16 protein-coding genes are annotated in these 11,395 nt (G+C 64.0%); 7 read left to right on the forward strand and 9 right to left on the reverse strand.

The features are described 5' to 3' along the window. On the forward strand, positions 1-235 hold a 235-nt coding region (locus B7G66_RS06080), incomplete at its 5' end, for a hypothetical protein (protein WP_408735294.1). 42 nt (positions 236-277) lie between these two features. Here B7G66_RS06080 and ccmI read toward each other — a convergent pair. Genes ccmI through B7G66_RS06115 form a run of 7 tightly spaced genes read right to left on the reverse strand, consistent with a single transcriptional unit; the run spans position 278 to position 5,520 of the window. Continuing rightward, on the reverse strand, positions 278-1,000 hold the full coding sequence (gene ccmI / locus B7G66_RS06085; protein ID WP_003621199.1) for a c-type cytochrome biogenesis protein CcmI: 723 nt from the start codon (positions 998-1,000) through the stop codon (positions 278-280). Between the two features lie 7 nt (positions 1,001-1,007). After that, positions 1,008-1,484 (reverse strand): cytochrome c-type biogenesis protein, encoded by a 477-nt coding sequence (locus B7G66_RS06090; protein WP_003621197.1) that lies wholly within the window; start codon positions 1,482-1,484, stop codon positions 1,008-1,010. After that, positions 1,481-2,059 (reverse strand): DsbE family thiol:disulfide interchange protein, encoded by a 579-nt coding sequence (locus B7G66_RS06095; protein WP_003621195.1) that lies wholly within the window; start codon positions 2,057-2,059, stop codon positions 1,481-1,483. The genes B7G66_RS06090 and B7G66_RS06095 overlap by 4 nt, the downstream gene beginning before the upstream one ends. Beyond that, positions 2,056-4,035: a heme lyase CcmF/NrfE family subunit gene (locus B7G66_RS06100; RefSeq protein WP_003621193.1), complete on the reverse strand. Its 1,980-nt coding sequence runs from the start codon at positions 4,033-4,035 to the stop codon at positions 2,056-2,058. Before B7G66_RS06100 ends, B7G66_RS06095 begins: the two co-directional genes overlap by 4 nt. A gap of 8 nt (positions 4,036-4,043) precedes the next feature. Continuing rightward, positions 4,044-4,577, reverse strand: a complete 534-nt coding sequence (gene ccmE / locus B7G66_RS06105) for a cytochrome c maturation protein CcmE (RefSeq protein WP_003621192.1) — start codon at positions 4,575-4,577, stop codon at positions 4,044-4,046. Continuing rightward, a complete protein-coding gene (gene ccmD, locus B7G66_RS06110) occupies positions 4,574-4,735 on the reverse strand; it encodes a heme exporter protein CcmD (RefSeq protein WP_003621189.1) in 162 nt (53 codons plus the stop codon). The genes ccmE and ccmD overlap by 4 nt, the downstream gene beginning before the upstream one ends. Next, a complete protein-coding gene (locus B7G66_RS06115) occupies positions 4,732-5,520 on the reverse strand; it encodes a heme ABC transporter permease (protein ID WP_003621187.1) in 789 nt (262 codons plus the stop codon). Before B7G66_RS06115 ends, ccmD begins: the two co-directional genes overlap by 4 nt. Before the next feature lie 178 nt (positions 5,521-5,698). Between B7G66_RS06115 and B7G66_RS06120 the strand changes: the two genes are divergently transcribed. The 3 genes from B7G66_RS06120 to B7G66_RS06130 all read left to right on the forward strand — a co-directional run bounded on the left by B7G66_RS06120 (position 5,699) and on the right by B7G66_RS06130 (position 7,571). Beyond that, positions 5,699-5,992, forward strand: a complete 294-nt coding sequence (locus B7G66_RS06120) for a YciI family protein (RefSeq protein WP_003621184.1) — start codon at positions 5,699-5,701, stop codon at positions 5,990-5,992. 7 nt (positions 5,993-5,999) lie between these two features. Beyond that, positions 6,000-6,413 carry an EVE domain-containing protein gene (locus tag B7G66_RS06125; RefSeq protein WP_003621183.1) on the forward strand — a complete coding sequence of 138 codons (414 nt, stop codon included), beginning with the start codon at positions 6,000-6,002 and terminating at the stop codon, positions 6,411-6,413. Positions 6,414-6,725: 312 nt separating this feature from the next. Continuing rightward, a complete protein-coding gene (locus B7G66_RS06130) occupies positions 6,726-7,571 on the forward strand; it encodes an EcsC family protein (RefSeq protein ID WP_040510975.1) in 846 nt (281 codons plus the stop codon). 50 nt (positions 7,572-7,621) lie between these two features. Here the strand turns inward: B7G66_RS06130 and B7G66_RS06135 are convergent, their stop codons facing one another. Together B7G66_RS06135 and B7G66_RS06140 are read right to left on the reverse strand one after the other, a co-directional pair. After that, complete coding sequence (locus B7G66_RS06135; protein WP_003621177.1) at positions 7,622-7,810, reverse strand: hypothetical protein; 189 nt, start codon at positions 7,808-7,810, stop codon at positions 7,622-7,624. 14 nt (positions 7,811-7,824) lie between these two features. Further along, a complete protein-coding gene (locus B7G66_RS06140) occupies positions 7,825-8,799 on the reverse strand; it encodes a 2-hydroxyacid dehydrogenase (protein ID WP_003621174.1) in 975 nt (324 codons plus the stop codon). 123 nt (positions 8,800-8,922) lie between these two features. Between B7G66_RS06140 and aat the strand changes: the two genes are divergently transcribed. From aat to B7G66_RS06155, 3 genes are all read left to right on the forward strand, one after another. Beyond that, the gene (gene aat / locus B7G66_RS06145) at positions 8,923-9,591 is read left to right on the forward strand and encodes a leucyl/phenylalanyl-tRNA--protein transferase (protein ID WP_040512536.1); all 669 of its coding nucleotides are present in this window, start codon (positions 8,923-8,925) and stop codon (positions 9,589-9,591) included. A 71-nt stretch (positions 9,592-9,662) separates the two neighbouring features. Further along, the gene (locus tag B7G66_RS06150; protein ID WP_003621171.1) at positions 9,663-10,352 is read left to right on the forward strand and encodes a hypothetical protein; all 690 of its coding nucleotides are present in this window, start codon (positions 9,663-9,665) and stop codon (positions 10,350-10,352) included. After that, positions 10,349-10,984 (forward strand): hypothetical protein, encoded by a 636-nt coding sequence (locus B7G66_RS06155; protein ID WP_003621169.1) that lies wholly within the window; start codon positions 10,349-10,351, stop codon positions 10,982-10,984. Before B7G66_RS06150 ends, B7G66_RS06155 begins: the two co-directional genes overlap by 4 nt. The last annotated feature ends 411 nt before the right edge of the window (positions 10,985-11,395 follow it).

The raw sequence follows: 11,395 nt of genomic DNA on the forward strand, positions 1-11,395 counted from the left end.
GGCCGTTATGGCCGACCAAGCCTATGACAGCAATGCATTACGTGCTCCTGTCGCCCGGATGAGCGCAGAAGCTGTCATTCCCTGCAATCGCACCCGCATGATACCAGAGCTTACAAGCTGCGTAATCGTATCGAGGGCTGCTTCAACCGCCTCAAGCACTTCAGACGCTTTGCCGCCCGATATGATCGACGCACCATCCATTTCCTTGGCTTTGTTCACCTCGCCGCAGCCATGATCTGGATGGCATGAATGTCGATCGGCCGTAGGTCCTGTCCGGTTACTGGTGTTCGGATTGGGCGATGCGCTGCTGCACTGCCATGCGCCATGGCGCATCCGCTGGCGCCGCATCCAGCGCGCGACGGTAAAGGTCTGCCGTCTCGGCAGAGATATGGCCACCATCCGCCATTGTCTGTGCCTCTGCCGCGCGGGCGGCCAGTTCGGGTTCGAACCTGACGGCGATGGCTTCACGCCATGCCTGCGCGGCAGCGGCGTAATGGTCACGCGCGGCCTCGGCCTGTCCCAGCAGGACATATCCCTGGAAACGGTTCGGGTCGTCGGCGGGTATGTGCTGCAGGCTGTCGCGCAGGCGGTTTATCAGGTCGTCATTGCGATGATCTGCTTTTTCCGCCGCCGCAAGGCGCGGGGCCAGCGGCATCGCAGGCATGGAGGGATGCCCACAGGTGAGGTAAAGCCCCACCGACAACAAAGGCAGTGCCAGAAGTCCCCCCGCAATCGCCAGTGTCGAGCATCCTTTTCGTGCTGCAGGGACGGCCATGTTGTCCGAACCCAGCAGGCGACGCTGGATTTCCAGGCGGGCGCTGTCACGTTCGGTCGGTGCAATCAGCCCTTCGGCCAGGTCACGGTCAAGTTCGACCATCTGTGCCTGATGCAGGGCGAAGGCGCTTTCACGTTCATCACGCAGCAATGTCGTCCTGCGCAGGGAAATGAGACAGGGCAGCAGCGCGATTGCGCAGAGCAGGAAGATACCAATCCAGATCATGATTTTCTCAGCGCGGTCGGGTCAGGTCATCCAACCGTGCGCGCTCGGCGTCGGTCAGGGGCGGAGGGGCGGACGTTCTGGGGCGGCGGAAGGCACGCAATGCCACCATCACCCCCACCAGAAGCGCCAGGACCGGCATCAGCCACAACAGCAGCGTGCCGATGGTCAAAGGGGGGCGCAGCCGGATGAAATTGCCATAACGCTCAACCATCCAGTCCATGACCTGCTTGTTGCTTTCGCCCTTGGCCACGTGTTCGCGCACCACATGACGCAGGTCACGCGCCAGGTCGGCGCTGCTGTCCTCGATCGATTCGTTTTGACAGACAAGACAGCGCAACTGTGCGCCGATCGCCTCGGCACGCTGTTCCTGTGCCGGGTCGGGCAGCATTTCGGACGGGTCATCCACGGCGCCAGCCACCAGAGGCAGCAGTGCAAGGCACAGGGTCAGCGCGAGCAGCGCGCGTCGCAGGATACGGACTGTCATTGTTTCAGGCGATCCACCAGGGGCAGGATGGTCGTGCGGATCAATTCCTCCGTAATGGGGGAGGCGGAGTGCCAGCGGATGATCCCCCCCGGCCCGATCAGGAAGGTTTCCGGCACCCCTGACACGCCCCAGTCGATCGCCGCCAGTCCGTCGCGATCGGCGGCGATGCGGGCATAAGGATTGCCCGCGCGCTCCACAAAGCCCAGAGCATGTTCGGGTTTGTCCTTGTACGCGATGCCCCATATCGGCACCTGCGCCTTCAGCGTATTCAGGGTCGGCATTTCCGCGACACAGGGGATGCACCATGATGCGAAGTAGTTGACCAGCACCGGTGTCCTGAGCGCACGCAGGTCGGCGGCGCCAAATCCCTGTGACGGCGGCTGGTCAGGCAGGGTGAAATCCGGCACCGGCTTGTTCAGGACAGGGGCATGGATGTCATGCGGGTCGAATGACCCATGCGACATGCCCGACAGCATCCGCCAGAAGGCAACCCCCGTCGCCCCGGCAAGGACAAGAGGTGTCGCCATCAGCAGCCGCCGCCGCGTGGGGGAAGGGGAGGGCGTGGTGTCGTTCATGCCGGTGTCACCATATTGGCCGCATGCGCCCGGCGCGGCGCGCCCACACGCATCCGGCGGTCCGACAGCGACAGCGCGCCGCCAATGGCCATGACCAGACCACCCAGCCACATCCACGGCGCCAGCGGGTTGTGGTGCAGGCGCAGGACATAAGTTGGATTCGCATCCGTGCCATGCTTGTCGCCCAGCACGCCATAGGTATCGGAAATCAGGTTGGTATGGATCGCAACCTCGGTCGTGGTCTGGTGCTGGCTGGCAAAGGTCCGCTTGGCCGGGTGCAGCGTCGTGATCAGGCGGCCATTGTGACGTACCTCGATCGTGGCGATCATGGCGTCGTAATTCGGCCCCTTGGCATTACGCACGTCCGTCAGGGTCCAGGCATCACCGGCCAGCATCTCGGTCTGGCCGATATGTACTTCGACAATGCGGTGGCTGGCCTGTGACATTCCGGCAAGGCCAAGGACAGTCACCCCCACACCCGCATGCGCCAGCGCCGCGCCAAACACCGCGCGCGGCAGGCTGCGCGCGCGCAGCAGGCTGGCGGACAGGGGCTGGCGGAACAGGCGCAGGCGCTCGACAATGTCGGTGGCGCTGCTGGCGATGACCCAGACCGCAAGCGCGGTCGCAAGGATCGGCAGGATGTCGCGCATGCGCACCACCGCGATCACCAGCGCGACCAGCGCCAGCGCCGCCGCCCACCACAGGCGACGCAGCACCGGCCACATATGCGCGCGTTTCCACGGCATCATCGGGCCAAAGCCCATGAACGCCATCAACGGGATGGCAAGCGGGATGGTGGTCGCGTCAAAAAACGGCTTGCCCACCGAAATCGTCTTGCCGAACAGGAGCGACATGAACGGCGGGTACATCGTGCCCGTCAGAACCACGGCGCAGATCGAACACAGCAGGATGTTGTTGAGAACCAACAGCCCCTCGCGTGACACTGGGGCGAACAGGCCGCCGGTCGTCAGTTGCGGCGCACGCATGGCGAACAGCAGAAGTGACCCCCCGATGACCAGCGCCAGCAGGCCAAGGATGAAGATGCCGCGCGCCGGATCATTGGCAAAGGCATGCACGGAATTGAGAATGCCCGAACGCACGAGGAACGTGCCCGACAGCGAGAAGGAGAACGTGCCGATCGCAAGCAGCACCGTCCAGATCTTCAACCCCTCACGCTTTTCCACGACAATGGCGGAATGCACCAGCGCGGTGCCCGTCAGCCATGGGATAAGCGAAGCATTCTCCACCGGGTCCCAGAACCAGTAACCACCCCAGCCCAGCACATAATAGGACCACCATGACCCCAGCGCGATGCCGCAGGTCAGGAAGCACCATGCCGCGACCGCCCATGGCCGTACCCAGCGCCCCCATGCCGCATCCACGCGCCCTTCCATAAGGGCGGCGATGGCAAAGGCGAACGGCACGGCGAACCCGACATAACCGGTATAGAGAATGGGGGGATGGAACGCGAGGCCGGGATCCTGCAACAGCGGGTTCATGCCCTGCCCATCCATTGGCGCGGGCCAGACGCGGGCAAACGGGTTGGAGGTCAGCAGGCAGAACAGTTCAAACCCCGCCGCAACCCCGCCAAGCACCGCGATCACGCGCGCCTGCAGGGCGGAGGGCAGGTTACGCCCGAACAGCGCCACCGCACCGCCACAGATTGACAGGATCATCGCCCACAACAGGACCGATCCCTCGTGATTGCCCCATACGCCGGTGATCTTGTACAGCAGCGGCTTGTCCACCGCGCTGTTGGCCGCGACATTCTGGACCGAGAAGTCATTGGTGATCGCCGCATGGATCAGGCAGGCGAACGACGTGATAAGGCACAGCATCTGTCCCACCGCCAGCGCGGGGGCAAGCGCCATCAGGCGCGGGTCGCGGCGTTGCGCGCCGATCAGGGGCAGGATGGCCTGCCCGGCGGCGATCCCGCAGGCCAGCGCCAGGGCAAAATTTCCAAGTTCCGGATTCATTGCGGCAATCAGCTTCCGTGCTGCGTGGGGTCGGACGCCTTCGCGGGCGCGTCCTTGGCGGTCATGGTGTTCCAGCTTGCGGCATCGGGGGCCTTGCCGTAACGCGGGTCCCATTTGCCGGTGCGCTTCAGTTCCTCGGCCACTTCCTTGGGCATGTAGGTCTCATCATGCTTGGCGAGCACTTCGGTCGCGCGCATCGTGCCATCAGGATTGATCGTGCCCACGGCCACCACGGACTGCCCCTCGCGGAACAGGTCGGGCAGGATGCCTTCATACCGCACGCTTACGGCGTCCTGCCCGTCGGTGACGTCAAAGATCGCAACGGGCGTGTCCTTCACCTTTTCCTGTCGCACACTGCCTGCGACGACCATGCCGCCAAGGCGGATGGTCCGGTCCTTTGGCGGTGGTTTCATATGCACCTGCGATGGCGCCATGAAAAAGACGATGTTGGACGAAAATGCATTCAGCGTCAGTGCGGCCGCCGAACCCAGTCCGATCAGGCACGCAACCACCAGCCACAGCCGGCGCGTCTTGCGCGTCATGCCGGGCGTCCCGGTGTGCGGGCGGCGCGGCCGGGGCGTTCGATCGTAGCCAGGCGCGCCCGCGCCCGGCGCAGACGCAGTGCGGCGTTGACAGAAAGGACGATGGCCACGCCAAGCGTCAGGCCATAGGCCGCGATGATATAAGGAAGATGGGTCATGTGGCGTTACCGGTGGAGGTGTCCTGTCGGCCCCGGTTCGCGGCCAGGGCGGTGCGGATGCGGCTTTCCATGACGGCGGCCCGCAGGCGCGCCAGCACGATGGCCCCGAATCCCAGCGTAAAGCCCAGCGTCACGACCGCAAGCGGCCATAGCATGGAGGTGGACATCGTGGGGGCGCCGGTTACGGTGATGCTGTCTGGCTGGTGCAGGGTGTTCCACCACTGCACGCTGAATTTGATGATCGGCAGGTCGATCGCCCCCGCCAGCCCCAGGATCGCGGCGGCGCGGTAACCACGTTGTGGTTCGTCAAACGCGCGAATCAGGGCAATATGGCCAAGATAGAGGAAAAACAGGACCAGCACCGATGTCAGCCGTGCATCCCATACCCACCATGTTCCCCACATCGGCTTGCCCCACAGGGACCCGGTCGCAAGGCACACGGCGGTGATGGCCGCACCCACCGGCCCGATTTCCACGGCCGCAAGGTCCGCCAGCGGATGGCGCCACACGAGGGAGAGCAGCGAGCATACGGCAAGCCCCATATAACCGGACGATGCCAGCCATGCGGTGGGCACATGGACATACATGATCCGCACGCTGTCCCCCTGTTGCCAGTCGGCGGGTGACAGGAACAGCCCCCACACCAGTCCGGCAATGGACAGCACAAGGGCGGGCCATGTCAGCCATGGCTGCAGGCGTGCGCCAAGCCGCAGGAAGCGGCCGGGATTGGCATAGCGATGAAAGAGGTTGCCTGTCCGTGCGGTAAGGCTCTGCGTCGCGTTCAAGGTCTGAGTCCATCCGTGCCGTGGGGCACCCGTCAATAAGGGGAAGGGATCCGCAAAAAACCAGTCTCTTGGCACATGTGCGTGTGCTTGTGTTTTCCTGCTCTACACTATCGTGTCAAAAAAGACACGGCCAGTCCTGTCCAGACAAGGCGCGGGGCCGTGCAAAGAGGAGAAAAACATGCTGTTCGCGATTATTTGTACTGACAAACCCGCCTCCCATGAAACCCGCCAGGCCACGCGCACGCGCCATCTGGCCTATCTTGAAACCTATCGCGAGCGACTGGTGCAGGGGGGGCCGATCCTTGATGCGGATAACCGTCCGTGCGGCAGTTTTCTGCTGATTGAGGTGGCCGACCGTGCCGCCGCCGAAGGCTTTGCCGCGGGCGACCCGTATGCCAAGGCCGACCTGTTCGAGAGCGTGGTCATCCGTCCGTTCCGTTCAGTTTTTCGTGATGGCGCGCGGGTGGAATGAAACGGGCATGGCCTACTGGCTGGTGAAATCGGAACCTGATGCGTTCTCATGGGATGAACAGGTTGCCAATAATGTCGAACCCTGGACGGGGGTGCGCAACCATCAGGCAAAGAAGAACCTGATGGCGATGGCTGTGGGCGACCTGGCATTTTTCTATCACTCCAATGTCGGGCGGGAAATCGTGGGCGTGGTGGAAATCGTGCGCGCGGCCTATCCCGACCCGACCGCCCCGCAGGGGGGATGGGTCTGTGTCGATGTGCGTGCGGTGGGACCGATGCCCACCCCTGTCACGCTGGCACGGATCAAGGCAGACCCCGTTCTGTCCGACCTTGCGCTGGTGCGGCAGTCGCGCCTGTCTGTCGTGCCGGTGTCGGATGCGCACTGGTCCCATCTGTGCCGGATGGGGGGATGGGCGGCATGATGGGCCGGGTGTGCGCCCCCCGGCCTTATTGTGGTACCGCTTGAGTAGTTAAGGGTGGCGCAACGGCGTGCAGGGCGGCGATTTTCCCGCCTTGCGCGTTGATGTCGCACGGTGGCCCGGCTTTTTACGCGGGGCCGCCCGGCGGCAGGCGAATTGCCAAAGGCATGGTATGATGTTCAAAACCAGCAGACCGGTCAGCGTGCATGCGCCCGCCGGTGTCCCGGCCCAGCACGGCGATGTGCGGCGGGGATGCCGGTGGACAGGGCATGGACAGCGCGACCACACGGCACCATCAGGCAAAGGGGCATGGCAATGAGTATAGGTACCGGAAGCGAGTTGGCGCCGATGGCATTGGACAGCACGTCGATGACCGAACTCCAGCAGGCACTTGAGCGTGTGGAGAGCGGGCGTGGCGTGATTGTCCGCCTTGCGGACCTGATGGGCGGCGCGGTGGGACAGGCGGCGCGGCTGGGTGTGCGCAGCCTTGGCATGGCGCCGGCCTTTCAGGCAAAGCTCCAGTCCGTGGCGGAATCCGCGATCACGCGTGCGTTTGATGCTGCCATCCTTGGCATGAAACCGACCGAGGACGCCCGTGCCGAACCCGGCGCCCTGTCGCAATGGCGCGACCCGGCGGTTCGCACGGCGGTGGCGGTGTCAGGCGCGGTGGGCGGCTTTACGGGACTGCCGGGACTGGTGGCCGATGTCGGGTTCACCACCATGACCATCATGCGCGAAATCGCGCGAATCGCCCGGGAACAGGGCGAGGACCTGTCCACGGCAGAGGCGCGGACAGCCTGCCTCGAAGTGTTCGCATTACGGGCGTTTCCATTCGCCGCGCGCGATCAGGAAAGCGAGCTTGGATATTTCTCTGCCCGCGCGATGCTGCGGGGGCGTCCGGTCGTCATGCTGATCAGCGAGGTCGCGACCCATTACGGCCTTGGCCTGTCGCGCAAGCTCGCGGTGCAGATGATGCCGGTGGCGGGCGCGCTGTGTGGCGCATCGCTCAATTCCGCCTTCCTTGCGCATTACCGTGCGGTGGCGCAGGCCCATTTCACCATCCGTCGGCTGGAGCGTGAATTCGGGCCGGAGGTGCGGCGCACCGCGCAGGACATGCGCACCCATGTCGCAACCCAGGCGGCGGCAGGCGTGCAGGCCTGATATCTCCATCCCCCTCCGGCGGTGCGTCATGTCACCGCCGGAGGGGAGAATTATTTTCCCGCCGCATCCGGCACGGTTGGGGTGCGATCGCGCCGCGTGATGCCCAGCACCAGCGCGACCATCGCGAACGCCAGGTAAAATCCCTCCAGCGTCCGGCAGTAACCCGACATGTGGGGGAAAATGACTTCGGTGACATAGGTTCCCGCCATGAAGGCGAGGAATACACCCGCGATACCCATGATCCGTCCGTCCTTCAGGCTGTAACAGGTGTGGGCAGCGGCCGGTTGGCCAATGCCGCCTCGATATTATCCACCGCCAGCATGCCCATGTCGGTGCGGGTTTCCATCGTGGCGCTGCCGACATGTGGTGTCGCGAAGACATTGGGCAGGTCCAGCAGCCGCCGGTCCGGGGTGGGTTCGTTACGGAACACATCCAGGCCCGCCGCCGCGATCTGTCCATCACGCAGGGCGGCGATCAATGCCTGTTCATCCACCAGCGCGCCGCGTGCGGCATTGACGAAAATCGCACCGCGCGGCAACAGCGCCAGCATCCGCGCGTTGATCATGCCGTCCGATGCCGCCGATGCCGGCAGATGAAGCGACAGGATGTCGCAATGGGGCAACATTTCTTCCGGCGTTGCGAAATACTGCGCGCCATGTTCGTCTTCGGCGCCAAGGCGGCGACGGTTGGAATACAGGATTTTCATGCCGAACCCCCGTGCGCGCTGCGCCACCGCACGCCCGATGCGCCCCATGCCGATGATGCCCAGCGTCTTGCCCGTCACGCGAACACCCAGCATTTCATCCATCGCCAGTCCACGTCCCCAGCCCTGTTTCATCAGGTCGCGATATTCCGCGGCCCGCCGCGACGCCGCAAGGATCAGCATGAGTGCAAGGTCCGCATTACAGTCTGTCAGGACATCGGGCGTATTGCTCAGCGCGATCCCGCGTCCGAGGATGGCGGGAATGTCGAGATGGTCTGTCCCCACGCTGACGGTGGCGATGACGCGCACGGATGGCGGAAGCTGTGCTACGTCTGCTGCGCGTATTGGCAGGGGGGAGGACACCATGATGGCCTCTGGCGCGAATTCCCGTGCCGCCGTGACAAGCTCCGTTGGCGTCATCTGCGTTTCAGGGATGGCGAACAGGGTGAAATCCTTTTGCAGGCGCGCCATCACGGCAGGCGTCTGGCGCTGGCCAAGGAGCAGGCGGGGACGAGGAGGGGCCATGGTAAAACGTCTTCCCTTGTTAACAGAATGGCGATTGGCGGCTTGTCCGCAAGCGGGCTCCGGCCCTATGACGCGGGACGTGAGGTCCGGTTACGGTGCAAGCGGGAGGGTTATCCGAAGATCATGACGGGTCAAGGGGAAGTGCTGGAGATCACGCCAGATCTGATGATCCGTGCCTATTGCATCGGCCTGTTCCCCATGGCGCCCGACGCGGGGTCGGCGGAACTGGAATGGTATGACCCGCCGATGCGTGGGGTTTTGCCGCTTGACGGGTTTCACGTGCCGCGCAGGCTGTACCGTACGGTCATGTCCGGCCGGTTCGAGGTCGTCTCGGACCGTGATTTCCGCGCCACCATCATCGCATGCGCGCAACCCGCACCGGGGCGGGAACAGACATGGATCAACACGCGGATCATCGACCTGTTCTGCGCGCTGCATGACATGGGATATGCCCACAGCGTGGAGGCATGGCGCGACGGGCGGATGGTCGGTGGCCTGTATGGCGTGTCCATCGGGGGTGCGTTCTTTGGTGAAAGCATGTTCAGCCGTGAACGCGATGCCTCCAAGGTTGCGCTGGTGCATCTTGTGGCGCGGTTGCGGGTGGGGGGATACGGGTTGCTTGACACGCAGTTCGGCACATCCCACCTCGCGACGTTTGGCGGGCTGGAGATTCCGGCAGCGCACTACAAGCGCCAGCTTGGCCATGCCATTGCAATGCAGGCGTCATGGCCCGGTGTCGATCATGGTCCCGAAATCGCGGCAGCCATGCATGCAATCCGTGCCGGAGGTTGACACGGCCCGTCCTGCGGGGTTGGGTCAGCGCGACATCACGATGGGGGAAAACCATGACGGAAGCAGTGTTTATGCATGATAAAGCGCCTGCCGCCCCACGTCGCGCGGTGGCGTGGCGTCTGGCGCTGCTGTCGGCGCTGCTGGTATCGGGCATGGGCCGTGGCCTGGCGCAGGCGCAGGGCACGGCCCCGCCGCAGGACGCCACCATCCCCCCCGTGGGCGAACATCCCCCCCTGACACCCACGCGCGACGTGCAGGTCGATTACGACGTGCAGCCTGATGGCATGCCCGAACCCAAGCGGGTGCGAACATGGTTCGCCCAGAATGGCGGCCTGATGCGAATCGACAGCCCGCAGGGAATGGGGGAGACGGTCCTCAATCGTATGACCCGCCAGGTCACGATCATCATCAACACGCAGAAGATCTACAGTCAGCTGGATGCCCGTTATGGTATCAGCAACCCGTTCCTGCTGGACCTGTCCATGTCATTTTCGCGCAAGGGCACATCCAGTATCGCGGGGGTGGCATGCACCGAATGGGACGTGCGCACCGACCAGGGTACCGCCGTCGCCTGCGTGACGGAGGACGGCGTGATCCTGCGTGAGGTCGGGGTCGATGGCGATGGGCTGAAGGGACGGATCGAGGCCGTGCATGTAGTGTACGGGCCCATTGCCCTCGATATGTTCCAGCCCCCTGCGAATTACCGTCGCATTGACCCGCCACCACCGCCCGGCACCCCGAAGGGAGGGGAAAAGAAATGAACATGACATCAGCGACACGCCGTTTCGGACCCGTCATGCGCGCCTGCCTCGCCAGTGCGGTGGCAGGTGTGCTGGCAACCCTGCCTGCTGGTGGCGTGCATGCCGCCGATACCACCGATACCACGGCGCAAAGTCCCTTTGTCACCCCACAGCACGATGTGGACGTGACCTATACGATCTATCCGCCTCATGCATCGCAGATGTCGCTCAAACAGCGCATGCGCTGGTCAGAGGCACGGATGACGCAACGTATCGACCCGGGCAATACCGATACCTATATGATTACCGATTACCGGGCGAAGACGCTGACGGTGATCGACCCGGACCGGCGGATCAGGACCATTGTTCCCGCGCCGGGTGCGGCCTCTGTCGATCCGTCACGCCGGGCGGAAGGGACATGGCTGCGTACCGGCAGCGCGACGGTGGCAGGCCATGCCTGTACCCTGTGGCAGACCAGCGATACCGACCAGCGCCAAAGCGAGATCTGCTATACCGATGATGGTGTCATGCTGCAGGTCGTGCGCGATGGCAAGGTGATGGTCCAGGCCACCACCATAGATACCGCGCCACAGGATTCCACCACGTTCGATGTGCCCTCCGGCCTGAAGGAAGTCCGGGCCGCCAACCCCTGAGGGCGGGTTTCTGGCTCGTCTGGACAATCTGCCTGTCCGATAAGGACTGGCGGTTTATAACGGCTGCTTTTTCCGGATATTTTCCCGATGCCCCCATGCGCGAGGGGGCAGGGAGACGCGCCCGCGCGGGTTTATGGCGCGAAAGGGGCGGGACGTGCCTGCAAATCGCCATGACCGCGATGTTACCTGTTCCCACGGTCGTCCCCCGACGGCATGGGTCAAGGGAGTTTCAGGGGCATGCGCGGTTTTATGCGGATAATGATGGTTGTGCCGGTGGTGGGGGGGATGCTGTTTGCTGCCCCATCCATGGCACAGGCCCACAGGGGCGCGGGTGATGCGTTTGTGGGGGGACTTGTCGGCGGGCTGGTGGGTGGAATGGTCGAAGGCGCCGTCATGAACGCCTATGGCCCG

The organism is Novacetimonas hansenii JCM 7643 (genome assembly GCF_000964405.1).
Lineage (GTDB): Bacteria > Pseudomonadota > Alphaproteobacteria > Acetobacterales > Acetobacteraceae > Novacetimonas > Novacetimonas hansenii.

Excerpts from the sequence above, each read along its gene's own strand:
- ccmI (WP_003621199.1), bottom strand. The coding sequence starts at position 1,000 with ATGATCTGGATTGGTATCTTCCTGCTCTGCGCAATCGCGCTGCTGCCC.
- B7G66_RS06090 (WP_003621197.1), bottom strand. The coding sequence starts at position 1,484 with ATGACAGTCCGTATCCTGCGACGCGCGCTGCTCGCGCTGACCCTGTGC.
- B7G66_RS06095 (WP_003621195.1), bottom strand. The coding sequence starts at position 2,059 with ATGAACGACACCACGCCCTCCCCTTCCCCCACGCGGCGGCGGCTGCTG.
- B7G66_RS06100 (WP_003621193.1), bottom strand. The coding sequence starts at position 4,035 with ATGAATCCGGAACTTGGAAATTTTGCCCTGGCGCTGGCCTGCGGGATC.
- ccmE (WP_003621192.1), bottom strand. The coding sequence starts at position 4,577 with ATGACGCGCAAGACGCGCCGGCTGTGGCTGGTGGTTGCGTGCCTGATC.
- ccmD (WP_003621189.1), bottom strand. The coding sequence starts at position 4,735 with ATGACCCATCTTCCTTATATCATCGCGGCCTATGGCCTGACGCTTGGC.
- B7G66_RS06120 (WP_003621184.1), top strand. The coding sequence starts at position 5,699 with ATGCTGTTCGCGATTATTTGTACTGACAAACCCGCCTCCCATGAAACC.
- B7G66_RS06125 (WP_003621183.1), top strand. The coding sequence starts at position 6,000 with ATGGCCTACTGGCTGGTGAAATCGGAACCTGATGCGTTCTCATGGGAT.
- B7G66_RS06130 (WP_040510975.1), top strand. The coding sequence starts at position 6,726 with ATGAGTATAGGTACCGGAAGCGAGTTGGCGCCGATGGCATTGGACAGC.
- B7G66_RS06135 (WP_003621177.1), bottom strand. The coding sequence starts at position 7,810 with ATGGGTATCGCGGGTGTATTCCTCGCCTTCATGGCGGGAACCTATGTC.
- B7G66_RS06140 (WP_003621174.1), bottom strand. The coding sequence starts at position 8,799 with ATGGCCCCTCCTCGTCCCCGCCTGCTCCTTGGCCAGCGCCAGACGCCT.
- aat (WP_040512536.1), top strand. The coding sequence starts at position 8,923 with ATGACGGGTCAAGGGGAAGTGCTGGAGATCACGCCAGATCTGATGATC.
- B7G66_RS06150 (WP_003621171.1), top strand. The coding sequence starts at position 9,663 with ATGCATGATAAAGCGCCTGCCGCCCCACGTCGCGCGGTGGCGTGGCGT.
- B7G66_RS06155 (WP_003621169.1), top strand. The coding sequence starts at position 10,349 with ATGAACATGACATCAGCGACACGCCGTTTCGGACCCGTCATGCGCGCC.